The sequence below is a fragment of the Halogeometricum sp. S1BR25-6 genome, assembly GCF_031624495.1.
GTDB classification, from domain to species: domain Archaea; phylum Halobacteriota; class Halobacteria; order Halobacteriales; family Haloferacaceae; genus Halogeometricum; species Halogeometricum salsisoli.
Map to the genome: position 1 here is coordinate 425,800 of NZ_JAMQOP010000002.1, position 21,170 is coordinate 446,969.

Annotated in this window: 22 protein-coding genes; 9 read left to right on the forward strand and 13 right to left on the reverse strand. The window is 69.1% G+C overall.

Annotation, left to right across the window (positions count from 1 at the left end):
• The first annotated feature begins 101 nt into the window (after nucleotides 1-101).
• Nucleotides 102-1,304 carry a glycoside hydrolase 5 family protein gene (locus NDI76_RS12190; protein WP_310924351.1) on the forward strand — a complete coding sequence of 401 codons (1,203 nt, stop codon included), beginning with the start codon at nucleotides 102-104 and terminating at the stop codon, nucleotides 1,302-1,304.
• A 6-nt stretch (nucleotides 1,305-1,310) separates the two neighbouring features.
• On the opposite strand, the gene NDI76_RS12195 is transcribed toward NDI76_RS12190, so the two are convergent.
• Genes NDI76_RS12195 through NDI76_RS12205 form a run of 3 tightly spaced genes read right to left on the reverse strand, consistent with a single transcriptional unit; the run spans nucleotide 1,311 to nucleotide 3,086 of the window.
• The gene (locus NDI76_RS12195) at nucleotides 1,311-1,634 is read right to left on the reverse strand and encodes a transcription factor S (RefSeq protein WP_310924352.1); all 324 of its coding nucleotides are present in this window, start codon (nucleotides 1,632-1,634) and stop codon (nucleotides 1,311-1,313) included.
• Between the two features lie 57 nt (nucleotides 1,635-1,691).
• Nucleotides 1,692-2,129 (reverse strand): DUF8135 domain-containing protein, encoded by a 438-nt coding sequence (locus NDI76_RS12200; protein ID WP_310924353.1) that lies wholly within the window; start codon nucleotides 2,127-2,129, stop codon nucleotides 1,692-1,694.
• A 3-nt stretch (nucleotides 2,130-2,132) separates the two neighbouring features.
• On the reverse strand, nucleotides 2,133-3,086 hold the full coding sequence (locus NDI76_RS12205) for a CopG family transcriptional regulator (RefSeq protein WP_310924354.1): 954 nt from the start codon (nucleotides 3,084-3,086) through the stop codon (nucleotides 2,133-2,135).
• A 109-nt stretch (nucleotides 3,087-3,195) separates the two neighbouring features.
• On the opposite strand from NDI76_RS12205, the gene NDI76_RS12210 reads away from it, so the two are divergent.
• Nucleotides 3,196-4,005 carry an SDR family NAD(P)-dependent oxidoreductase gene (locus tag NDI76_RS12210; protein ID WP_310924355.1) on the forward strand — a complete coding sequence of 270 codons (810 nt, stop codon included), beginning with the start codon at nucleotides 3,196-3,198 and terminating at the stop codon, nucleotides 4,003-4,005.
• Nucleotides 4,006-4,054: 49 nt separating this feature from the next.
• On the opposite strand, the gene NDI76_RS12215 is transcribed toward NDI76_RS12210, so the two are convergent.
• Complete coding sequence (locus NDI76_RS12215; RefSeq protein WP_310924356.1) at nucleotides 4,055-4,891, reverse strand: RAD55 family ATPase; 837 nt, start codon at nucleotides 4,889-4,891, stop codon at nucleotides 4,055-4,057.
• A 63-nt stretch (nucleotides 4,892-4,954) separates the two neighbouring features.
• Nucleotides 4,955-5,932: a beta-ribofuranosylaminobenzene 5'-phosphate synthase family protein gene (locus NDI76_RS12220; protein ID WP_310924357.1), complete on the reverse strand. Its 978-nt coding sequence runs from the start codon at nucleotides 5,930-5,932 to the stop codon at nucleotides 4,955-4,957.
• 820 nt (nucleotides 5,933-6,752) lie between these two features.
• Between NDI76_RS12220 and NDI76_RS12225 the strand changes: the two genes are divergently transcribed.
• Nucleotides 6,753-7,040 (forward strand): hypothetical protein, encoded by a 288-nt coding sequence (locus tag NDI76_RS12225; RefSeq protein WP_310924358.1) that lies wholly within the window; start codon nucleotides 6,753-6,755, stop codon nucleotides 7,038-7,040.
• Between the two features lie 74 nt (nucleotides 7,041-7,114).
• Here the strand turns inward: NDI76_RS12225 and NDI76_RS12230 are convergent, their stop codons facing one another.
• From NDI76_RS12230 to pyrG, 3 genes are read right to left on the reverse strand one after another with little or no spacing between them, the layout of a single operon-like run.
• The gene (locus NDI76_RS12230) at nucleotides 7,115-7,438 is read right to left on the reverse strand and encodes a DUF7126 family protein (RefSeq protein ID WP_310924359.1); all 324 of its coding nucleotides are present in this window, start codon (nucleotides 7,436-7,438) and stop codon (nucleotides 7,115-7,117) included.
• A complete protein-coding gene (gene guaA / locus NDI76_RS12235; protein WP_310924360.1) occupies nucleotides 7,435-8,352 on the reverse strand; it encodes a glutamine-hydrolyzing GMP synthase in 918 nt (305 codons plus the stop codon). Before guaA ends, NDI76_RS12230 begins: the two co-directional genes overlap by 4 nt.
• Nucleotides 8,352-10,013 carry a glutamine hydrolyzing CTP synthase gene (gene pyrG, locus NDI76_RS12240; RefSeq protein ID WP_310924361.1) on the reverse strand — a complete coding sequence of 554 codons (1,662 nt, stop codon included), beginning with the start codon at nucleotides 10,011-10,013 and terminating at the stop codon, nucleotides 8,352-8,354. The genes guaA and pyrG overlap by 1 nt, the downstream gene beginning before the upstream one ends.
• Nucleotides 10,014-10,206: 193 nt before the next feature.
• Between pyrG and NDI76_RS12245 the strand changes: the two genes are divergently transcribed.
• On the forward strand, nucleotides 10,207-10,977 hold the full coding sequence (locus tag NDI76_RS12245) for a PHP domain-containing protein (protein WP_310924959.1): 771 nt from the start codon (nucleotides 10,207-10,209) through the stop codon (nucleotides 10,975-10,977).
• Nucleotides 10,978-10,983: 6 nt separating this feature from the next.
• Here the strand turns inward: NDI76_RS12245 and NDI76_RS12250 are convergent, their stop codons facing one another.
• Nucleotides 10,984-12,330, reverse strand: coding sequence for a saccharopine dehydrogenase family protein (locus tag NDI76_RS12250; RefSeq protein ID WP_310924362.1), 1,347 nt, complete (start codon nucleotides 12,328-12,330; stop codon nucleotides 10,984-10,986).
• A gap of 121 nt (nucleotides 12,331-12,451) precedes the next feature.
• On the opposite strand from NDI76_RS12250, the gene NDI76_RS12255 reads away from it, so the two are divergent.
• Together NDI76_RS12255 and NDI76_RS12260 are read left to right on the forward strand one after the other, a co-directional pair.
• Nucleotides 12,452-13,258 carry an aldo/keto reductase gene (locus tag NDI76_RS12255; protein WP_310924363.1) on the forward strand — a complete coding sequence of 269 codons (807 nt, stop codon included), beginning with the start codon at nucleotides 12,452-12,454 and terminating at the stop codon, nucleotides 13,256-13,258.
• Between the two features lie 153 nt (nucleotides 13,259-13,411).
• Nucleotides 13,412-13,579, forward strand: a complete 168-nt coding sequence (locus tag NDI76_RS12260) for a CpXC domain-containing protein (RefSeq protein WP_310924364.1) — start codon at nucleotides 13,412-13,414, stop codon at nucleotides 13,577-13,579.
• A 70-nt stretch (nucleotides 13,580-13,649) separates the two neighbouring features.
• On the opposite strand, the gene ppc is transcribed toward NDI76_RS12260, so the two are convergent.
• Nucleotides 13,650-16,343, reverse strand: a complete 2,694-nt coding sequence (gene ppc, locus NDI76_RS12265; protein WP_310924365.1) for a phosphoenolpyruvate carboxylase — start codon at nucleotides 16,341-16,343, stop codon at nucleotides 13,650-13,652.
• A gap of 165 nt (nucleotides 16,344-16,508) precedes the next feature.
• Between ppc and NDI76_RS12270 the strand changes: the two genes are divergently transcribed.
• Nucleotides 16,509-16,703 (forward strand): hypothetical protein, encoded by a 195-nt coding sequence (locus NDI76_RS12270; protein WP_310924366.1) that lies wholly within the window; start codon nucleotides 16,509-16,511, stop codon nucleotides 16,701-16,703.
• Nucleotides 16,704-16,816: 113 nt separating this feature from the next.
• Nucleotides 16,817-17,656, forward strand: coding sequence for a ubiquinol-cytochrome c reductase iron-sulfur subunit (locus NDI76_RS12275; RefSeq protein ID WP_310924367.1), 840 nt, complete (start codon nucleotides 16,817-16,819; stop codon nucleotides 17,654-17,656).
• Between the two features lie 121 nt (nucleotides 17,657-17,777).
• On the opposite strand, the gene NDI76_RS12280 is transcribed toward NDI76_RS12275, so the two are convergent.
• The 3 genes from NDI76_RS12280 to NDI76_RS12290 are packed head-to-tail and all read right to left on the reverse strand — an operon-like array spanning nucleotide 17,778 to nucleotide 20,656.
• A complete protein-coding gene (locus NDI76_RS12280; RefSeq protein ID WP_310924368.1) occupies nucleotides 17,778-18,047 on the reverse strand; it encodes a ubiquitin-like small modifier protein 1 in 270 nt (89 codons plus the stop codon).
• A gap of 54 nt (nucleotides 18,048-18,101) precedes the next feature.
• Nucleotides 18,102-19,361: a DUF8167 domain-containing protein gene (locus tag NDI76_RS12285; RefSeq protein WP_310924369.1), complete on the reverse strand. Its 1,260-nt coding sequence runs from the start codon at nucleotides 19,359-19,361 to the stop codon at nucleotides 18,102-18,104.
• The gene (locus NDI76_RS12290; RefSeq protein ID WP_310924370.1) at nucleotides 19,358-20,656 is read right to left on the reverse strand and encodes a potassium channel family protein; all 1,299 of its coding nucleotides are present in this window, start codon (nucleotides 20,654-20,656) and stop codon (nucleotides 19,358-19,360) included. Before NDI76_RS12290 ends, NDI76_RS12285 begins: the two co-directional genes overlap by 4 nt.
• A 62-nt stretch (nucleotides 20,657-20,718) precedes the next feature.
• On the opposite strand from NDI76_RS12290, the gene NDI76_RS12295 reads away from it, so the two are divergent.
• Complete coding sequence (locus tag NDI76_RS12295) at nucleotides 20,719-21,105, forward strand: cupin domain-containing protein (RefSeq protein WP_310924371.1); 387 nt, start codon at nucleotides 20,719-20,721, stop codon at nucleotides 21,103-21,105.
• Nucleotides 21,106-21,170: the final 65 nt, after the last annotated feature.

Here is a 21,170-nt window from a genome sequence, read left to right on the forward strand (position 1 = left end):
CGTCGCCGACGAATACTACCTATACAGCTAGCCGATGGCTCGCGAGGCTGCGATGTGGCTAGCGTGCGCCGCCTTACAACCGGAGTGCGGTTCGTCATTCGATGGACGACACAGAGGGGATATCGCGCCGGGGGGTCCTCGCGACCCTCGGCGCCGGGGGAATCGCGGCACTCGGGGGATGTGCCGGGTCGACCGGGGGCGACGCTATCGTCGCCGCCGCGACGGAAGAACCGTCGGGTGCGGCGCCGTCCGAGGGGACGGCGACGGCTCGCGAATCCGAGACCGAAACGGAGACGCCCGTGCAGACGATGACGGAACAGCCGTCGCCGCCGCTGACGGGGGACGGTCTCTCGAACGTCCGGGGGGCGGTGTACCTGCCCTACCGCGTCTTCAACCACTACCAGATGTGGGACCGCTACGCGCCGGCGGAAATCGAGCGCGACCTGACGTTCGCGAGCAACCTCGGGCTGAACTCGCTCCGGGTGTTCGCCAGTTACACCGTCTGGCGGGAGGACCCCGCGGCGTTCCGCGAGCGGTTCGACCACTTCCTCGGTGCGGCCGCCGACCGCGGCATCGCCGTGCTCCCGATGCTGTTCGAGAGCATCGGCGCCGACCCGACGCCGGCGAACGTCGCCCGAGACATCCCGGTTCGGTCGCCCGGCGGCGCGGTGCTCCGCGACCGCGGGCGCTGGAACGAGACGGCGGCGTTCGTCCGGTGGTTCGCAGCGCGGTACGGCGACCACGAGGGCCTCCTCGCGCTCGAACTCATGAACGAACCCGGCGAACTCGACCACCGCGTCGCGTTCGTGCGGGAGATGCTCCGCGTCGCGCGCGAGGTGCACCCGACGGTGCCGCTCACCGTCGGTTGTAAGACCCTCGACCTCAACCGCCAGTACGCCGACGCTATCGACGTGCTGCAGTTCCACCACAACCTGCCGCCGACGGCCGACCAGATGCGGGAGCTACTCCGAGAGGCGTCGGACCTCTCCGCGGAGGTGGGCAAACCCGTCTGGTTGACCGAGTGGCAGCGGACGCGGGTGGGACCGCCGGACAAGATGCTGCCGAACTACGACTCGTTGGCCGACGTCGTCCGCGACAGCGACATCGATGGCGAGTTCTTCTGGCAGCTAATGCTCAACCCGGCGTACAACCTCAAGGTGCGGTCGATGGGTCGCATCAACGGCGTCTTCACCGAGGACGGCGGCGTCTACTCGCTGGAAGGGGCGCGGGCGCTCGCGGGGTCCGCCGAGTGGGAGGCGCCGGAGGTTCGACCCGAGTGGACGGAGAGCGTCGGGTCCGAATAAAAGGCGTCAGTTGTAACCGCGCCACCGCCGCCCGCAGTTCTTACATTTGAAGAAGCGCGTCGGCGGTTCGTCGGCCGAGCCGGTCTGTTTTATGGTGTACCACGCCTCGCCGTGTCCGCACTCCTCGCAGGTCACGTCGGTGGCGGTGGGTTTCCCCTCGAAGTCCGCGCCCTCTTCGGTTTCGATGACGTCCGAGTCGTCCTGCGCCTCGGTGGAGACGAACTCCGCGGCGCGGTCGGTGTCCTGCTCCTGTGTCGCGCCGCAGCTCGAACACACCATCTCGCCGTCCCTGTTGTGCATCATCGAACCGCACTCCTCGCAGAACTGCATGCGTTCGCGTAGTCGCCTCGGATACTAATGTCGCACGCCTCGTCGCGGGGCGACCTGCTACCGTCGGTCCTTCGAGTTAGTCCCGGAGTCCGCCCCCGAGTCGGCCTCCGCATCGCGGGCCACGGGGCAGTTCCGCACCCGGAACCGGTCGGCGTCGACGACTTCGACAATCTCCGTACCCGCGCGGGTGCAGGCGAACGCCGGCGGGGTCGCGAAGTGCAGACAGGACTGACAGAACGACCGCTTGGGGACGACGTGGTCGGCCTCCCCCGACGCGCCCTCGACCGCTTCGGCGCGACCGGCGGCGCCGGCGGCCGCGGCGTCGGTGTCGGCGTCCGCCAACTCCGCCCAGAGCGTCTCGGGGTCCACCGACTCGACGGCCATCGACTCGAACGGCGACGCTTCGGACGACTCGTCCGCGTCCGCGTCCGCCCCCTGCCGTCCGACGCGGTCGGCGAGGTCCGACAAGGGGTCGTCGCGGTCGGCGTCTCCCATCGGTCAGTCTCCACCCGCCTCGGGCGGGTCCGCCGCCTCGCGTCGCGCGCGCGACGCCGCTTCTGACGACGCACCCGACGTCGTCTCCTCGTCGTCGGAGTCGTTCCGGACGAACGGCGCCTCGAAGGGGTCCGCCGCGGTCTCCGCGGTTTCGGCGAGTTCGGCCGAGTCGGTAGATTCGGCGGTCTCCCCGGGCCGTTCTAGCGCCGGCCGCCGACCGGTCGTGAGCGTCGCCGACCCGAACGGGAGCAGACCGCCCCTCGCGCGGACGCCGTCGAACGTCTCCCCGCAGTGCGGACAGTACGGCGCCGTCAGAAGGGCGACGGCGACCGATTCGCCGCAGGCCTCGCAGTCGGCGCGAGCGACGCCCTCGCGGTTCGCCGTTCGCTTGAGTTCGGCCGACGCGGACCGCTCAGCGTCGGCGCGTTCCCGTTCCGAGAGCCGTCGACGCAGGTCGACGACCGCGGTGGCCACCGCGTCGAGTTTCTCGTCGCTCTCCTCGGCGGCGTCGACGAGGTACTCTACGACCTCCTCGTAGTTCTCGAACCCGCCCTCGACGCGCGACTCCAACGCCGATAGCGACTCCCCGAGGTCCGCGACGGCGTCGGGCGCCTCCGCGGGCCCCGCGCCCTCGGCGTCGGAGCGGTCGTCGCTCGACGCGGCGCGCCGGTCCGCCTCGCGTTTGACCTGGATGACTCGCTCGCGCAGGTCCGTCACCTTCTCGTCGAGGTCGGCTTCGAGGTCGGACACCCTGCTGTCGAGGTCGTCGAGTTCGGTTTCGAGGCCGTCCACCTCGTCGCTCCGTAGGGCGTCTCCGTCCGCGTCGAGCACGCGGTACGCCGCGAGAGCGCGGTCGACCACCTCGGCGCGGTCGACGTCCAGTTCCGCCGCCTTCCGGTCGACCCACCGTTCCAGTTCTTTCCCCTCCGGTCCCGTCTCCGCTTGTTCCCCTCCCATGCGTCGAAATCTGACGCTATGCGACCTTAAACGTTGCCGATATATTTGTTTTTAATCCTATACGACGGCGGCCAGTCGGCTTTTCGGTGGACTCGCCTTAAGGGGGAGGATGGCAGACGAAGACGAAGTCAGAACGCAGGAATCGGTCCGCGAACTATCGAGCGTCGCCGGCGAGACGGCCGTCGTCACGGGCGGGTCGAGCGGAATCGGCCGCGCAGTCGCCGAGACGTTCGTCGCGGACGGCGCGGACGTAGTCATCTGCTCGCGCACGCGCGACGACGTGGAGACAGTCGCGGAGGAACTGAACGCGGCGGACGTTCCCGGGTCGGTCCTCCCCGTCGAGTGCGACGTGACCGACCGCGACTCGGTCGCGGCCCTCGCGGAGGCCACCGTCGAGGAGTTCGGCGGGGTCGACCTCCTCGTGAACAACGCGGGGGGCGCGGGGTCGGGCGGACCGCTACACGAGGTGGAGAGCGACGGATGGGACGGGGTCATCGACGTGAACCTCACCGGCGTCTACACCGTCACGACGGCCTTCTCGGAGGCCCTCCGCGAGGACGGCGGCGCGGTGGTCAACACCGCCAGCATGGCCGGCCGCTACGGCGTCGCCGGCATGGGGCCGTACAGCGCCGCGAAGGCCGGCGTCAGCGCCCTCACGCGGACACTCGCCGACGAGTGGGCCGCGGACGACGTGCGCGTGAACGCGGTCGAACCCGGGTTCGTCGCCACGCCGCCCGTCCGCGAGAAACTCGGCCTCGACGAGGTACCCGAACGCGCCGGCGCCGACCGGCGGGTCGGCCGGCCGGAGGAGATAGCCGACGCGATTCGCTTCCTCGCCAGCGACGCCGCCTCGTTCGTCACCGGACAGACCATCGCCCCGACCGGTCCGCCGAACACCTTCGAACCGCCCGAGGTCTGAGGGTTCGGTCGGAACTCCGCCGGCGGTCCGGCCCGGCGGGGTGGACCGCTCAGCGGATCTTCCGCACGTCGCTCACGTCGAAACCGCCGTCGTGAATCTGCGTCTCGAACCGGACGATGTCCTCGGATTCGAGGCGCGAGAGGACGCCGCGGAACTCCTGGACGACGAGCGTCCGCGCCCGCTTGGAACCGCCGGTGTCCCACTGGAACTGGAGCGTCCCGTCGACGGCGTCCATGAGGTGCCCGAGGTCGGTCCGCGCGAGGGTGTCGCGGCCGACGAGGGCGAGGATGAGGCCGCCCCACCGGTGTGCCGCCTTGCTGATTCCCCGCATCACCATCGAGATGTCGTGGAACGACATCTCGTCGGAGATGGCCGCGACGAGGTCCGTCAGCGAATCGATGACGACGAGGTTGCCGGCGGCGTGGTCGCTCAGGTAGTTGCCGAGGGCGGTGAGGACGGGGACCCGGTTGTGTCGTTCCCCGAGGTCCTGCAGCGTCGTCGCCTCCCCGGCGTACCACTCGTGGGGGATGGGACTGGGGCGGAAGTACTCCGCGGAGAAGTCGTGGAATCGGATACCCTCCGTTGCGGCGTCGACGAGCGACTCCTCGAACACGTACGACATCTCGCGTCGGAGGTTCGCCTCGTCGGCGGTGAAGGAGAGATAGTGGACCTCCGGCGGCGGCGTCGACCCGCCGTGCAGGTCGCCGTAGTAGAGTTCGAAGAGGTCGCCGTCGATGCGGTTGACGGCGTTCATCGTCGCGCTGGTGAACATGAACTCGCGGGCGCCGGCGCCGGGTTCGCCGACGAGGAGGACGACCGAACCGGGCGGTGCGCCGCCGCCGACGATGCGGTCGAAGCGGGAGACGCCGAACGGGATGCTATTCATCTTCGATACAGACACATTCACATCTGTTAATCCTTTCGCCGGCTCGACTCGCGTCTCCTCGCCTCACGACTCCTCGGACACGTCGGCGCCGACGTTCCGCCCGCGGACGACGCGCACGTCGCCGTCGACGCTCGCCGAGTCGAGCGCCGCCGCCCCCGCCGCCCGGGCCTCGTCGGCGTGGTCGGCGTCGGTGACGGCGTACACGGCCGGCCCCCACGAGGACTGCCCGGCGCCGTAGCAGGCGGGGTCGTCTTCGAGCGCCGCGACGAGTTCGCCGACCGGGGGGCGGTAGACGCCCCCTTGCTCGTCGGCGTACCACGCGCCGTTGAGACGGCCGATTTCGGACACCGCCTCTCCGAAGCGCGCGGCGCTCCCGTCGGCGACGGCCGGGAGGAGGCGTCTGGAGAGCACGCCCGAGATGCGGTCGGCCACGCCGGGGTCGGCGCGTTCGACGGCGGCGCGCATCCCCTCGTCCTCCTCCTCGCCGCTCCGACCGGGGTCGGCGTCCGGGACGACGAGGAGGAAGCGCCACTCCTCGGGCACGTCGTGGCGGACGGCGACGGCCGGGACGGTCCACTCGCCGTCGGCGGGTCGGTCGGTGGTGAAACGCGCCGTGGGGTGGCCGGCGTCGACGAGGACGCCGCCTCGCTCGAACGTCGCCACGCCGATACCCGACCGGCCGCCGCGGCCGAGGCGAGGGGCGGCCGACCGGACCGAGGGGTGGCGGTCGTGGGCGCGGGCGACGGCCGCGTAGACGGCCAGCGCGAGTTGCGTGCCGCTCCCGAGGCCGACGTGCCGCGGGAGCGACGACTCCACCGAGACGGCGGCGCCGGGGACGTCGAGGAGGGCGACGGATCGTTCGGCGTACCGGCGGGCGTCCGGGTCCGCGCAGTCGACGTCGTCGGCCGGTTCGGCGGCGACGACGGCTCTGGGTTCGTCGAGTCCGACGCCGAGTCCGCCGTACAGTCGCTGGTGGGCGAGACTCAGGTTGAGAAAGCCGAAGTGCAGGCGGGCGCCGGTCGAGACGCGGACGCGACTCATCGGGCGAACTACCGGACCGGCGGAGTATGTCGGTTTCGACGGTGGCAAGCGGAACCGGCGTCGGTGCCGGGGTGAAGCTATCTGGGTCGCTCGTCCGTCGCGGGTCTGGCGAACCCGAGCGGCCGCGAATCGGGGGCCGAAGTCGGAACGAGCGGGGGTGGGGTGGGGTGGGGTGGGGGCCGTGGGTCGAGTGGGGGTTGGTGGGTGCCTCGGTCTGCCTGTAGCGCCGTCGAACCGCGCGGGCCGGGGTCGATGTGAGCCCGGTCGCGGTTCGGTGCGCGTGCGCGGGTTCGTCGCTCCGCGGGGGAGCGCAATCGCGCCCGGAGCCGGAACTGATGAGAGCGCGCGTTCGAGTTGGCCGCGCGCCGACCGCCGCGACTCGCTGCGGGCCGCGGGGTCGCGTGTCACCGTCCGACTGCGGTGAAGTGCGTTTCGGGAGCGCGGGTGTGACGGCCGTCGCACCGTCGCGCGGGACAGGCCGACGGTGCGACGCGTCGGAACGCTCCTCGGTCACCGCGTTTCTCGCTTGGGCGGGGAAGTACTTCAACCGGGGAGACCCTGAACCCGGATTCAACCGCATATTGTCCCAAAGATACGATTAACTGTGGTTTAATTCGCCGAGTCGTCTGACGGGCGTCGTGCACGCGTCGTCTCGACCGCGGTTTCCGCTCATTCCGCCCCGTCCGTTCCGTCGGCCCGAAGCGACAGTGCGGTCGGGTCCTGTGCCGCGAGTGCGTCGACCAACGACGACGCGCCGCACTCGAACTGGACGGAAACCGACGCCGACGAACCGGTCGTCGACAAGTACGACCCGGGACCGGTGACGCAGTACGAACGAGCGTCGGGCCCGTCGCTGTGGCTCCGACCAAACCGAACCGAACCGAACGCGCAGCACACCGAGACCGACCGGTACGGAGTCTCGGTCGTCCGCGACGTTGAGGAAGAGTGCACCCCGTTCGCGCACGCCAAGGGGTTCGAGGACGCCCGGCGCGTCGCCGACGCGTTCATCGGGGCGTACGAGGACGCCGCTGGCGGAAGCGGAGACCCGATAGAAGCGGGGCGGGAAGCGGCGCAGTCGGCCGAGGTGGCCGAGACCGCCTCGCGCTGAGCGGGCGGTTCGGGCGGTCGAACCGACGGTCGACGGTCGATAGTCGACGACCGGCCGTCGGCCGTATCGCTGTTTTACGCGCCGACCAGTTCCTCGGCGACTACCTCGGCCGCGAGGAGGTCGGGGTCGACGGCGAGGTCGGCCTGTCCGCGCGCGTACTCCGGCAGGGAGTCGCGCGAGTAGGCGACCACGCGGATGTCCGGGTTCGCCTCGCGCGCCACGGGGATGACCGAGGCGTCGTCCATGTCCGTGAGGACGAGGGTGTCCGCAGTGTCGACGCCCGCGTCGGCGATGGTGTCGCGGGTCGCGACGCCGTCGACGCGTACAACGTCGGCGCCGAGGTCGGAGAGCGCATCGCCGAGGCCGTCTGTGTCTGGTCCTGTGATGAGCACGGTCATTCGTACTCGATGGTGGCCGGCGGCTTGTGTGTTACGTCGTAGACGACCCGGGCCACGTTGTCGTTCTGTCCCGTGATGCGCGACTGAATACGCTGGAGGGTCTCCCACGACAGTTCCTGCGCCCGCGCCGTCATGCCGTCGCGCGACTCAACGGAGCGCACGGCGACGATCCAGCCGTGGACGCGGTTGTCGCCCTTCACGCCGGTCCCCTTGCCGACGACGGCGGCGAACGCCTGCCAGGGGTCGTACTCTTCTAACTCCTCCTCGACGACGTGGCACGCCTCGCGGGCCACTTCGACTTTCTCCCTCGTCACCTCGCCGACGACGCGGACGGCGAGTCCGGGGCCGGGGAACGGCATCCGCTCGGAGACGACCGATTCGAGACCGAGTTCGCGGGCCACCTCGCGCACCTCGTCTTTGTACAGGTCGCGGACGGGTTCGACGATGCCCTCGAAGTCCACCACGTCGGGCAGACCGCCGACGTTGTGGTGGGACTTGATGTTCCCCTCCGACTCGATGCGGTCGGGGTAGATGGTTCCCTGCACGAGGTAGTCGGCGTCGGTGTCCTTCGCCTCGCGTTCGAACTCGCGGATGAACTGTCCGCCGATGACCTTCCGCTTCTCCTCGGGGTCGACGACTCCCTCGAGGGCGCCGAGGAAGCGCTCTTGTGCCTCGACCACCCTGAGGGAATCCATGTAGTCGAACGTCTCGCGGATGCCGTCAGTCTCTCCTTTCCGCATCAGACCGGTGTCGACGTAGACGGGCGTCAGTTGGTCGCCGATGGCGCGGTAGGCGAGGGCGGCGGCGACGGAGGAGTCCACGCCGCCCGAGAGGGCGATGATGGCGTGGGCGTCTCCCACCGTCTCGGCTATCTCCTCGGTGGCCTCCTCGATGAACGACTCTGCGTCGACCATCAGGCCTGCACCTCCCGGTCGGCGACCAGTTCACGGGCGTCCAGTTCGCCGAGAACGGCCTCCACGAACCCGACGAACGGCGGACTCGCGCGGTCGGGCCGCGAGCGGAACTCGGGGTGGAACTGCGTGCCGAGGAAGTACGGGTGGTCGGTCCGCTCGACGATCTCCATGCGGTTGTTCGCCCGCCCGGAGAACGTCAAGGCGCCGTCCTCCAGGTCGTCGATGTACTCGGGGGCCACCTCGTAGCGGTGGCGGTGTCGCTCGGTGCAGACGGTGTCGCCGTAGACGTGGGCGGCGAGAGAGCCCTCCGAGATGTTCGTCTCGTGCGCGCCGAGGCGCATCGTCCCGCCCATCTCCTCCGTCTCGTACTGCTCGGGTAGCAGGTCGATGACCGGATAGGAGCTGTCGGGGTTCAGTTCCGCGGAGTGGGCGTCCTCGTGACCGAGGACGTTGCGCGCGTGTTCGACGACCGCCATCTGGAAGCCGAGACAGAGACCGAGGAAGGGAACGTCGTGCTCGCGGCAGTACCGGATAGCCTCTATCTTCCCCGCCGTGCCGCGCGTCCCGAACCCGCCGGGGACGACGACGCCGTCGGCCTCCTTCAGCCGGTCCGTGTGTCTGTCGAGCATCTCGTCGGAGTCGACCCAGAGGATGTTTACGTCCGTCCGCGTCTCGATGCCCGCGTGCTTCAGCGCCTCGTGGACCGACATGTACGCGTCTTCGAGGTCGTACTTGCCGACGAGGGCGACGTCTATTTCCTGCTGTCGGTCGCGCGTGACGAGTTCGCGCCACCGCTGGGAGCGCTCGGCCGGCGGGAGCGCCTCTTCTTCGAGGTCCAGACGCTCCATCACGTACTCGTCGAGGCCCTCCTCTTCGACCATCAGCGGGACGTGGTAGATGTCCTCCACGTCGGGGTTCGAGAACACCGCCTCCGTGGGCACGTCGCAGAACAGGGCTATCTTCTCTTTCGTCTCCGGGTCTAGTTTGTCCGGACTGCGGCCGACGAGGATGTCGGGTTGCAGGCCGATGCTCCGCAGTTCCTTCACGGAGTGCTGCGTCGGCTTCGTCTTCTGCTCGCCGTTCTTCGAGTAGGGGATGAGGGTGACGTGGGTGAACAGGATGTCGTCGTCCTCCTCCTCGTGGGCGAACTGGCGGAGCGATTCGAGGAACGGCATCCCCTCGATGTCGCCGACGGTGCCCCCGACTTCGATGATGCAGACGTCGGACCCCTCCGCGGCCTCGCGGACGCGCCGCTTGATGTCGTCGGTGACGTGCGGGATTATTTGGACGGTCTTCCCGAGGTAGTCGCCGGCGCGTTCCTTCTGGATGACGTGCTGGTAGGTCTTGCCCGTCGTCACGTTGTGGTCCGACGTCATGTCGACGCCGAGGAAGCGCTCGTAGTTCCCCAAGTCGAGGTCCACCTCGCCGCCGTCTTTTAATACATAAACCTCCCCGTGTTGGTAGGGATTCATCGTCCCGGCGTCGACGTTCAGGTAGGGGTCTATCTTGACCGCCGTCACGTCGAACCCCGCGTTCGAGAGCAGACGCCCCGTACTCGCGGCGGTGATGCCCTTGCCCAACCCTGACATCACGCCTCCCGTCACGAAAATGAACTTCCGACCCAGCGACGGGTCGTACCCGGTTTCGGGTTCCTTCGGCATACCGACTGTGTGCCAGCGCAGTTCAAAACCGTTTCGGAGCGACCGATACGTTGCCACGATTCACCACGTTTCAACGGTTTTAGAGGTGATTCGGAACTCCCGGTTTCGGGCGTTGCACCGCGGGTGCAGCGCCGCCGCCGCCGAATCGGACGACCGAAGCTACTACCGGCGGGACCCCGTAACATCGACGACCGTGTACGACTACCACACGCATTCGACGTACTCCGACGGCGACTACCTCCGGTCGATGTTCGCCGCCGCGGAGGCGGCCGGACTTGACGGCGTGGGCGTCGCCGACCACTGCATGGTGCTGTCGTCGGAGTGGGCCCGCCGGACGCGACGCGAGATGGGCTTCAACTTCGACGCGACGTACGACCGCCGCCGCGAGGCCATCGACTCCCTGCGGGGGGAGTTCGACCTCGAAATCTTCGACGCCGCCGAGGTGGATTACGAACCCGGTCACGAGACCGAGATACGGTCGTTCCTCGCCGACGCGGAGTTCGACTACGCCATCGGGAGCGTCCACGCCCTCGACGGCGCGAACGTCCACGCCGTCGACCACTTCGCCGCCCTCCCCGAGTCGCGCCGCGGCGACCTGGTCGAGACGTACTTCGAGAAACTCGTCTCGCTCGTCGAATCGGAGCTGTTCGAGGTAGCCGCCCACCCCGACCTGATAGAACGGAACCCGGCGCTGCGCGGCCACGCGACCGGAGAACAGTACGAACGCGTCGCCGACGCCTTCGCCGACTCGCGGACGGTCCCCGAGGTGAACGCCGGCCGGGTCCGCCGCGACTACGGCGAGTTCCACCCGACGTCCGAGTTCTTCGAGGTGCTCGCCGCCCGCGGCGTCGACTTCGCGCTCGGGTCCGACGCGCACGACGCCGAGAGCATCGGCCCCCTCGCCGACGAACTCCGCGCGTTCGCCGACGAACGCGGCCTCGAACCGGCGCGGCCGGAGCGATAAGAGCCGTTACTCGTCGTCGCCGCTCGATGTCCCCGAGGCGTCCCCGCGGCGGCGAATCGCCGGGGAGGTGTCGTCGGAGAGCGCCCGCGGACTCGGCGCCCCGTCGGCGCTCTCGTCGCCGGGGTCGGCCGCCGACGCCTCGACGGGGTGGTCCTCGCCGTCCGCGGCGCCCGCCTCCGCGCCGAGGTTCGGGTCGTCCGCGGCGTCGACGCCGTCCGCTCCGTCCGCACCCGGTCCCGACGCATCCGCCGTCGCCGCGGGCGTCTTGCGGTCCGGACCGGTCTCGCGGGCGACGACTTCTCCGTCCTCCAAGTCGATACGTTCGACGCCGGGCAGTTCGAGTACGAGGTCCGGGCCGAACGCCGCGGCGGGCGTCTGATAGCCCGTCGGCGCCTCGCCGTCGAGCGTCTTCTCGACGCACTTCAGCGCCGCCTGCACGGTCAGTTCGTACGTCTCGGGCGTTCGGAGACGCGAGACGAGGCGGTCGCGCGAGGAGCGGACCTCTCCCCAGACGCGCGCCTCGCCGGTGGCTCGCTGCTCTTCGTCGGGACCCTCGACGTAGCGGTCGACGAGGCGGGTCAGGAGCGACTGCCCGACCGTCGAGTCGAACGCCCCGCCGAGGTAGTTCGTCGCCGCGAGGGCGCGCCGCGCGCCCGCCGGTAGGGAGAGATACACCTCGACGTTTGGGATGCCCGTCGTGAAGTGCGCCGTCGACACGTCGCCCCACGGGATGGTGACCGCGCGGTGGAGGCCGTCGCCGAAGTCGACGGCGCGGGTCTTGTGCGCGACCGGCACCCAGCGGAGTTTCCCCTCCTTCCGCACCGCGCCGCCGCCGGTCATGTCGCTCAGTACGGTCTTCAGCGTCCCCGGCGAGACGCCGCCGTCGGCTTCGAGGGCGAGAGAGAGATGCGTCGCGTCGGGCAGTCGCGCCTTGAGGTGCGCCGCGAGGCAGTCGGTGGGAACCACGTCGAAGCCGACGCCGGGTAGCAGCGTCACGCCGGCGTCCTCGGCTTCGTCGCTCCGGCGCTTCACGCGCTCGAATACGGGGAGTTCGCCCGTGATGTCGAGGTAGTGCGTCTCCGTCTCGAGGCAGGCCTCGACCAGCGAGTCGGCCGTCCGGTCGAACGGACCCGCGCAGTTGAGCACGAGGTCGATACCGTCGAGTTGGTTCGCCGCCAGCGACACCTCGAAGGTGCGGTAGGGGAGGTCGAGTTCGTCCGCGAGGTCGCGGGTGCGCAACTCGTCGCGTCCGGCGAGGACCACGTCGTGTCCGCGCTCGGCCGCCTCCTCGGCGATGAGACGACCGGTGTAGCCGTACGCGCCGTAGACGAGAAACCGAGAGTCGTCGGGCATGGTTCGCCGTTGGGTCGTCGGATGGTTATTCGTACCGGCTCCGGCGCCTCGAAGCGGCGAGAACCCCGAGTCGACTGCCGCGACCGGTGGCGTTGACACCGCGGCGTTCGAGCACTCGCGCATGGACATCCCCAGTCTCGGCTTCGGCACGTACCAGATGGACGAACGAGACGAGTGCGCGCGCGCCGTCGAGGAGGCGATGGAGACGGGTTACGAGCACGTCGACACCGCGCAGGGCTACGACAACGAGGAGTACGTCGCCGAGGGCCTCGACGCCGCCGGCGTCGACGAGTCCGAGGTGTTCGTGGCGACGAAACTCGACACGGACAACCTCGCGCACGACGACGTCATCTCGACGACGGAGGAGAGCGCGGAGAAACTCGACGCCGACAGCATCGACCTGCTGTACGTTCACTGGCCGCTCAACACCTACGACCCCGAGGAGACGCTTCCGGCCCTCGACGAACTCGTCGACGACGGCCTCGTCGACCGCGTCGGTCTCAGTAACTTCCGCCCCGACCAGATAGAGGAGGCAATCGAGACGCTCGACGCCCCCCTCTACGCCCACCAGGTCGAGATGCATCCGATGCTTCCCCAAGAAGAGCTGCACGAACTCGCCGTCGAACACGACCACCGACTCGTCGCGTACTGTCCCATCGCGCGCGGGCAAGTCGCCGACGTCGAGGAGATACAGGACGTGGCGGAGAAGCACGATGCGACGCCCGCGCAGGTGTCGCTGGCGTGGCTGATGGCTAAGGAGAACGTCACGGCCATCCCGAAGGCGGCCTCCTCCGACCACATCGAGGAGAACTTCGGCGCCCTCGAACTCGAACTCGAACTCGAGGAGGAAGACGTCGAGAAGATAGACGAAATCGACGAGCGCACGCGCATCGTCGACTTCGACGAGGCGCCTTGGAATCACGGCTGAAGCGCGGTCGACCCGGCCCGCTCGACCCCCGTTCGACCGGCCCCGGCGCCGGATTCTGACCGACCATCATATCCGCCACAAACGACCTTCTCAAGCCTCAATAAGTCCGAATCCGGAAGTAAGATTTACAACTATTCGTCGTCGACGTGAACTATGGAAATGTCGGTAGTGGCCTGTCCGCACTGCGGACAGCAGGTGGAAGCAACGCATCCGACAGGCGTCAGCACGAGGGGCGTGCGCCGGCGGTTGAAGTCGGAGTACCGGGCGACGCGGAACACGTGTCCCGAGTGCGGTTCGCAGTACGACATCAGAGCGCCGTAGCCGTCGGCGGGTCGCCGACGGCCGCGGCCCCGAGCGACGCGTCTCGTCTCTCTTCTTCCTTCTCCGCCGCTCAGCCGGTGTTCTTCATCCCCGCGGCGACGCCTTTGACCGTCAGTCGCAGGGTCCGCTCTTCCTCTTCCGTTCGGTGCGTCTGCGAGAGCAGGTGCGTCTGCAGCAGGTTCAGCGGGTCGACGTAGGGGTTGCGGCGGCGGAGGCTCTCGTCCAGCCACTGCCGCTTCAGGAGCGAATCCCGGCCGCTCACGTCGAGGACGATGCTGCGGGCGGACTCGTACTCGTCTTGGAGGCGCGGGAAGAAGCGCTCGCGGAGTTCCGCGTCGGCGAGGTCCGCGTAGTGCTCGGCGATGTCGAAGTCCGTCCGGGCGAGGGCGAGCGAGGAGTTGTCGAGCGTCGTCCGGAAAAACGGCCACTCCTCGTACATCTCGCGGAGCGTCTCGACGTCGCCGCCGTCGTCGAGGTACGCCTGTATCCCGGTTCCGAGGGCGTACCAGCCGGTGATGATACAGCGCGACTGCGTCCACGAGAACACCCACGGGATGGCCCGGAGGTCCTCGACGGTGCGCTCGCCGGACCGCGAGGCGGGGCGGGAGCCGAGGTTGAGGTCCTCGATGACTCCGATGGGCGTCGCCTGCCCGAAGTAGGAGACGAAGCCCTCGGATTCGAGCAGGTCTCTGTACTCGGCCCGCGCCGCCGTCGCCATCGTGTCCATCGCGTCGGCCCACTCGTCGGGGACGTGGTCTTCGGGTTCTCTGATGGCCTCGTGTCGCGCGCGGACCTGCGCGTTCAGCATCTGTTCGAGGTTGCGTTCGGCGATGCGCGGGTTGGCGTACTTCTCGGCGATGGCCTCGCCCTGCTCGGTGAACTTGATCTGGCCGGTCACCGTCTCGTTCGGCAGCGCCAGCATCGCCTTGTTCATCGGGCCGCCGCCGCGGGAGATGGAGCCGCCGCGTCCGTGGAACAGGCGCATCTTCACGTCGAAGTCATCGCAGATGGACGCGAGGCGGCGCTGGTTCTTGTAGAGGTCCCAGTTGGCGGCGAGGTAGCCGTTCTCCTTGTTCGAGTCGGAGTAGCCGAGCATGATCTCCTGGACGCCGTTGCGGGCGGCCAGCACCTTCTCGTACGCCTCGTTCTCGAACAGCGTACCCATGATGCGGCGCGCGCCGTTGAGCGCGGACTCGGTTTCGAGGAGGGGGACCACGTCGATGCCGCAGTGGTCCGGCAGGGAGACGACGCCCGCCTGGTCGGCCAGGAAGAGCACTTCGAGCACGTGGCTCGGCTCCTCGGTCATCGAGATGGCGTAGGTGTCGATGGCGCCGACGCCGTACTCCTTCTGCCACTCGCCGAGTCTCTCGAAGCGGGTCAGCACGCGCGCGGCGGTGTCGGAGAGTTCCTCGGTGTCGTCGAAGTCGAGCAGCGGTTCCTCCTGCAGGATGGCCTCCGTCAGCACCTCGGTGCGGCCCTCCTCGTCGCGGCCGTAGTAGTCGATGCCCTGCTGGGAGAGCGCCTCGTGGACCGCTTCGGTGTGGTTCTCCTGGTGGTCGCGCAGGTCCAGACTCGCCAGCGTGAAGCCGAACGTGTCCACCTGGCGCATCAGCGGACTGAGATACTCGTCGGCGACGACTTCCGCGCCGTTGTTCCGCAGGCTCTTGTCGATGACCCGGAGGTCCTCCAGCAGTTCGTGGTGGTTCGAGTAGCCGTCGGGGCGAACGTCCTCGATGCGGCGGATGCGCTCGCGCATCAGCTTCAGCTTCTGGCGGTACGGCTCGTCGGGGTAGCGCTCCTCCGTCTCGTCGGCGACGACGGGGAGTCGCTCCCGGTCGGCGACCAGCGAGCGCTCGAACTCCGCGCCCGCGTCGACCCGCTCGCCGTCCTGGCTGAGGACGCCCGAGAGGCGCTTGAGCGCGTCGCTGTACTTCCCGAGGACGACGGAGCGCTGGCGTTCGAGCGTGTCTTCGGTCACCTCGGGGGTGACGAAGGGGTTGCCGTCGCGGTCGGACCCGGCCCACGAGCGGAACTCGAACAGTTTCGGCACGTCGACTTCGGGGTACTCGTCGGCCAGTGCGTCCTCGAACTCGGCGTACACCTGCCCGACGACGTCGAAGAGGATGTTCTCGAGGTACCACTGGACGTTACGCGCCTCGTCCTGCGGTTCGGGACGGCGGCCGCGGACCTGTGAGGTCTGCCAGAGGCTCGTCACCTCGGAGTCCACCTTCCGCCACAACTGCTGGCGCTCGCGGTCGGTGAGGCGTCGCTCGTCCATGTCCTCGATGCGCGCGGCGATGGAGCGAAGCTTCGCCTTCACCGTCTTGCGGCGCGCTTCCGTCGGGTGCGCGGTGAACGTCGGTTCGATGAGCACGTCGTCGAGCACGCGCTGGACCGTCTCGGGGTCGGCGTCGCCGTCGGCGAACGACTCGACGGTGGCGGTGAGTCCGTCCTCGAGGGTGCCCTCCTGGGACGCCTCCCGGATGGTGCGAACGCGCTCGCGTTCCTCGGCGAGGTTGATAAGCTCGAAGTAGGTGGTGAACGCGCGGGCGACGACGCTCTCGCCGTCCGGGTCGAGACCGTCGAGAACCCGGCTCAGTCGATCGCGCGAGTCCAGGTCGCCCTTCCGATAGTCGATGGCGGCCGTCCGGATGTCCTCGACCGTCCGGAACGACTCCGTCGACGACTGTTCTTCCAAGACGTCGCCGAGAAGTGCCCCGAGTTCCCGGACGTCTTGTCTGACGTCTCTGGCATGTAGCTCCATAGCTCCGAATATGCCAGTCCCCGAGTAAAAGACCCCGAGTCGATAGAAAATTTTGCCCGCGTCCGAGTCAATCGTCGTTCCCGCCCTCGTCGTCTGCCGAGTGCCGGGAGGTGAGTCCCTTCGAGTACGGAAATATCTTTGGCCGCTCGGTCTCTTCGATTTCGTATGGTGCTCCGAACGCTCGCTCTGACGTTGGGCGTCGTGGAACTACTTCGGCCGAAGCAGGTGGTGGACTTCTGGATGCGCCTCGCGACGCGCGGGGACGCGACACCGCGCCGGTGGGTGTACGCGGCCGCGAGAGTCGAGGGACTGTCTCTCGTCCTCTGGGCACTGACGCGGCGCTCCGACGGCGGCGACTGAGGCCCCGCCCCGCGTCGAGTCGTCCGCGGGCCGACCGTTCGACGCGCGGACCACTCGGCGGGAACGAACGGGGGTTTCGTCATGCTTTTCACCGGCGGGCCGAAGGTTTCGGTATGAGCGATAAGTACCCGGACGACTCGGGTCGCCGCCGGTTCGTCAAGGGTGTCGTGGGGGGCGCGACACTTGCCGGCGTCGGCGCGACGACCGCGGCCGCCGTCAACTCAGCAACGATGTCGAGCGGGAGCGGTGGCGGGACCACCCAGGCGATGGCCATCGAGAACATCGCCGGCCCCGCCCCGCGCGGAATGCCGCAGATTCCCATCGAAATCGACAGCGAGGGCTACCTCAAGGGCGTCTGGCCCGAGGTCAAGACCATCGAGGAGAACGGGGTCCAGATTCAGGTCGCCGAGACGGAGAACTACAAGGGCTCCGGCGTGACCTACACCTCGGAGTGGTTCCAGTACTGCGGCGTCGAGTCCTACGGCGGCATCGACCCCGAGTACGACTCAGACAACTACTTCATCTCCGGGGCCGCTCCCGGCTACACGTGGCAGTCCGACGCCTACTCGGAGGGTGACCGACTCCACGTCGACGACTTCTCCGACTACCAGACGTGGTCGAACGACGTCGGCGACCCCGGACTCGGAAAGCCGGCGACCGGTCGCTGGCGGTCCGAGGAAGCGGAGAACGTCATCCCGATTCAGGTCATCCGCTCGGAGGAGATAGAGCAGATGGCGCAGGACGACCCGTGGGTGCAGGCGTCCACGCAGGAGGGCTTCGTCGCGTGGCTGAACAAGTGTACGCACTTCTGCTGCGTGCCCGGGTACAAGACCGAAGGGTCCGGGAAGTTCAACGCCGCGAACGACGTCTACTGTCAGTGCCACCAGTCGGTGTACGACCCGTTCAGTCTCGTCGAGACACTGTTCGTCGCGCGTCCGCGTCCCAGCGAGTAACCGAGTCGCGGAGCGAAACGAACGAACGGGCGGACGGACACGGCCGTCTCGCTGCCGGTCGGGTCTCTGGTCTTTTTTTCGCGACACCCGCGACGCCGTCGTACGAGCGCCGAGACGCCCGTCAGCCGCCGCTGACCGGCGGGAACAGCGCGAGTTCGTCGTTCTCGGAGACCGAATCGGAGAGCGACGCCGCCTCGCCGTTGCACAGGAGGTTGACGTGCTCGGCGAGCGTTCCGTCGTCGAAGACGCGGACGCGGAGGCCGTCGCGGCCGTCCAAGAGGGCGTCGAGGGCGTCTTCGACCGTCGCGTCGTCGGCGACGGTGACCGTCGTCTCCCGGTCGCCGGCGACTTCCGCGAGGTCCGCGAACAGTCGCCACCGTACGGTCGTCATACCTCGCTATCCCCGCCCGCGAGACATGAGTATTGCGACCGCCGGCGGTCGGGTTCAGTCGTCGTCCGCGGAGTCGGATGCGGGCGACGCCGGCGTCCCCGCGGAGTCGCCGCCGTCGCCGTCGTCGGCCTCCGGCGCGGCGGCGAACCGCGAGATGCGGCGAACCGTCTCGGGCCGGGCGACGATGAACAGTTCGTCGCCGGCGGCGAGTTCGCGCGCCCGCGCCGGGATGGCGTCGACGGCCTCGTCTTCGTCCGCGCCCCGGACGGCGACGACGGTTGCGTCCAGGTTGCCGAGCGTCGCGCCGACGAGGTCGCTCCCCAGTTCGACGGTTACCCGCTCCATCGTCTCGTCGGCGCTCCTGAGCAGCGAGGTGAACTCGTGCTCCGCGCCGGGGTCCGAGGGGAGCGTGAGAAGGCGGTACTCCTCCCCGCGGTCCAACCGCTGGGCGTCCGACTCGTCGAGGATGACGGTGGCCACGTCGCCCGCCGTCGCCCGGAGTTCCGCGCCGACAACGCGTTCGGGGGCGCCGTCCTCGCCCGTCCGCCACAGTTGCACGGCGTCGCCCGCCGAGGCCCCCGCACCCGGGTCCGCGCGGACGGCGACGGCGGCGACGCCGGGGGGCATCGTCGGTCCCAACCCGGCGACGCGCCGGCCGAGAGCGAGGAAGGACACGTCGCCCGCCTCGTCCAACTCCACGTCGACGTGGCCGATGCCGTAGTCTTCCTTGATGCGCGTGACGAGGCGGTCGGTGAGTTCCGCGTCGGTCAACCGTCGGGGGAAGAGGAGGCGCTTGCCAGCCATCGCCTCCTTGCGGGCGCGGGGAACGGGGTCGTAGCCGTCGATGTCGCCGATATTGTCGGGGTCTTCGGGGAGTTCGACCGCCGCGACGCGCCCCACCGTGCGGACGATGCGGCCCACCTCGGCGTCGACGGCGCTCGTGCCGGCGAAGGCGAACACGTCGGTGGCGACGCGGTCCCCGACCGCCCGGCCGGCCGGCGAGACGGCGACGGCGGCGACGAGTACGGTCGAGTTCAGGAGCATCGTCGAGGGTTCGAACACGTCCGCCGCCCGGGTCGGGTCCGTTATCGTGTCGAGGAGGCCGATACCGCTGATGTACACCGCGGCGGGCGTCCCGCCGAAGAGGGAGGCCAGCCACCGCGGAATCGGCTCTCTGGTGTACCACCGGTGGACGAGGGCCGCCGCCGCGGCGACGGCCGCGGCCCCCACCGCGAGGCTGGCGATGAGGGCGATGTCGTTGAGGAGGACGGCGGCGGACCGGATCACGGCGTCGAGTTGGAGCAGAAGGGTCACGCCACCACCTCGGCGAACGCCGCGAGGTCGGGGTAGGCGCCGACGACCACCAAGTCGTCGCCGGGGTCCACCCGCTGAGTGCCGCGCGGCGCGATGGTCCACTTCCCCTCGTGGCGGACGCCGAGGATGACGACGTCGTACCGGTCGCGGACGGTCGCCTCCCCGAGCGTCACGCCGTCGAGGACGCCGCCCTCGCGGGCCGAGAGCCGCCGGAACCGCTTGCCCGCCCGCCGGAGCAGCGTCACCAACTCGAACTCGCTGCGGACGCCGCGCGACCGGACGAGAAGCGCCACGTCGTCCGTCGAGAGCACTTTCGAGGCCTGCTGGCGCCGGACCGCGAGCGTCACGCGCGCCTCGCCGCCGGTCGCCGTGGGGACCGTCTCGGTGGGAGCGACGTCGAGGCCTCCGTCGGAGCGGAGCTCCGACGAGATTCGCGAATCGCGGATTCGCTCACCCCCGTCGGACCGCAGGTCGCCGCCGCCGTCCGTCGCCGCGGACGCCGGCGCGTCGTCGGACTTCTTCGTCTCGACGTCGTCGACGATGCCGAGGACCGTCGCCGGGAAGGACTCCCCGCCCGCGAGCACCGTCACCTCGTCGCCGCGGGCGGTGCCCGTCGGTACCAACGCGGTGGTGGAGACGGCGCGTTCGCCGGGAGCGAGGCGCTTCGAGAGCCCGCTCATCCCCGGTGCGGCGGCGACGGACGCCCGCGCGCGTTCGTCCAGCGTCACCTCGACCTCCGCGAGGTCGAACTCGGTTCGGAGGCGGTCCTCCACGCGCGTCTCCAGTTCGACCAGCGGCACGTCGGCGGGGAACGTCCACTCGCCGCCCCGAATCTCCTCGCGGACCGACGCCGACAGCGGCTGGTAGCCCTCGACGTCGGCCACCTCGCCGACGACGCTCACGCGCACCTGTCCCCGGCCGCCGACGAGTTCGACGACGTCGGAGGAGAGCGTCCGCGCGGTGAGTTCGCGCAAGGAGAGCTTCCGCGGGAGGTTCGCGCCCATCCGGTCGCCGAGGCCGTGCGCGTAGAACGTCACCATCAGGACGATGAGGAGGGCGACGGACAGCCGCACTTGGTTCTGCGAGAGCGTGACTTCCGGGTCGGCGAGCGCGAGGATGCCGCCGCTCAGACCGGCGATTGCGACGCCGAGACCGGCGACTGCCAGTCCGGGTATCGTGATACCCGTGAAGTACCGGAACGCGAACCCGAGCGCCCAGGCCACGAGCGCGGGGACGAACCCGGCCAGCGCACCGAGGTAGAGACCGTAGAGCAGTTCGACGGGGAGGGATGCCATCTGAACGTTCCTCTCGGCGGGAACGATTTACACTTATCGCCGCAGGAGAACGATACGAGACGATGACAGACTCGACCGACTCGGCGGTTCGCCCGGTGACTCTCGCGGACGCCTTCGACTCCTTCGAGGAGACGTGGTCGCCGCGCCTCGCCGCTGAGCTGAACGGACAGACCGTGAAGCTGGCGAAGATGGAGGACGCCTTCGTCTGGCACAGTCACCCCGACGCGGACGAACTGTTCCTCGTCGTCGATGGGTCGGTGACGCTCGAACTCCGCGAACAGGCAAACGTGACGCTGGGGGCGGGCGAACTCGCCGTCGTCCCGCGCGGCGTCGAGCACCGACCCGTCTCGGAGGCCGGGGCGAACGTCCTGCTGTTCGAGCCGTCGGGAACGGAGAACACCGGCGACGCCGAGGACGGGGCGATGACGGCCGACGTCCGCGACCTCTGAGCGTCCGAACCGCGAGACGGGCGGCCGGTCGGTCGCGTCCGTTAAGTAGCGAAGTCGCCATCGGG

Bases quoted from the DNA above. Each gene is read 5' to 3' on its own strand.
- NDI76_RS12190 (WP_310924351.1), top strand. From the start codon at position 102: ATGGACGACACAGAGGGGATATCGCGCCGGGGGGTCCTCGCGACCCTC.
- NDI76_RS12195 (WP_310924352.1), bottom strand. From the start codon at position 1,634: ATGCAGTTCTGCGAGGAGTGCGGTTCGATGATGCACAACAGGGACGGC.
- NDI76_RS12200 (WP_310924353.1), bottom strand. From the start codon at position 2,129: ATGGGAGACGCCGACCGCGACGACCCCTTGTCGGACCTCGCCGACCGC.
- NDI76_RS12205 (WP_310924354.1), bottom strand. From the start codon at position 3,086: ATGGGAGGGGAACAAGCGGAGACGGGACCGGAGGGGAAAGAACTGGAA.
- NDI76_RS12210 (WP_310924355.1), top strand. From the start codon at position 3,196: ATGGCAGACGAAGACGAAGTCAGAACGCAGGAATCGGTCCGCGAACTA.
- NDI76_RS12215 (WP_310924356.1), bottom strand. From the start codon at position 4,891: ATGAATAGCATCCCGTTCGGCGTCTCCCGCTTCGACCGCATCGTCGGC.
- NDI76_RS12220 (WP_310924357.1), bottom strand. From the start codon at position 5,932: ATGAGTCGCGTCCGCGTCTCGACCGGCGCCCGCCTGCACTTCGGCTTT.
- NDI76_RS12230 (WP_310924359.1), bottom strand. From the start codon at position 7,438: ATGACCGTGCTCATCACAGGACCAGACACAGACGGCCTCGGCGATGCG.
- guaA (WP_310924360.1), bottom strand. From the start codon at position 8,352: ATGGTCGACGCAGAGTCGTTCATCGAGGAGGCCACCGAGGAGATAGCC.
- pyrG (WP_310924361.1), bottom strand. From the start codon at position 10,013: ATGCCGAAGGAACCCGAAACCGGGTACGACCCGTCGCTGGGTCGGAAG.
- NDI76_RS12250 (WP_310924362.1), bottom strand. From the start codon at position 12,330: ATGCCCGACGACTCTCGGTTTCTCGTCTACGGCGCGTACGGCTACACC.
- NDI76_RS12255 (WP_310924363.1), top strand. From the start codon at position 12,452: ATGGACATCCCCAGTCTCGGCTTCGGCACGTACCAGATGGACGAACGA.
- NDI76_RS12260 (WP_310924364.1), top strand. From the start codon at position 13,412: ATGGAAATGTCGGTAGTGGCCTGTCCGCACTGCGGACAGCAGGTGGAA.
- ppc (WP_310924365.1), bottom strand. From the start codon at position 16,343: ATGGAGCTACATGCCAGAGACGTCAGACAAGACGTCCGGGAACTCGGG.
- NDI76_RS12270 (WP_310924366.1), top strand. From the start codon at position 16,509: ATGGTGCTCCGAACGCTCGCTCTGACGTTGGGCGTCGTGGAACTACTT.
- NDI76_RS12275 (WP_310924367.1), top strand. From the start codon at position 16,817: ATGAGCGATAAGTACCCGGACGACTCGGGTCGCCGCCGGTTCGTCAAG.
- NDI76_RS12280 (WP_310924368.1), bottom strand. From the start codon at position 18,047: ATGACGACCGTACGGTGGCGACTGTTCGCGGACCTCGCGGAAGTCGCC.
- NDI76_RS12290 (WP_310924370.1), bottom strand. From the start codon at position 20,656: ATGGCATCCCTCCCCGTCGAACTGCTCTACGGTCTCTACCTCGGTGCG.
- NDI76_RS12295 (WP_310924371.1), top strand. From the start codon at position 20,719: ATGACAGACTCGACCGACTCGGCGGTTCGCCCGGTGACTCTCGCGGAC.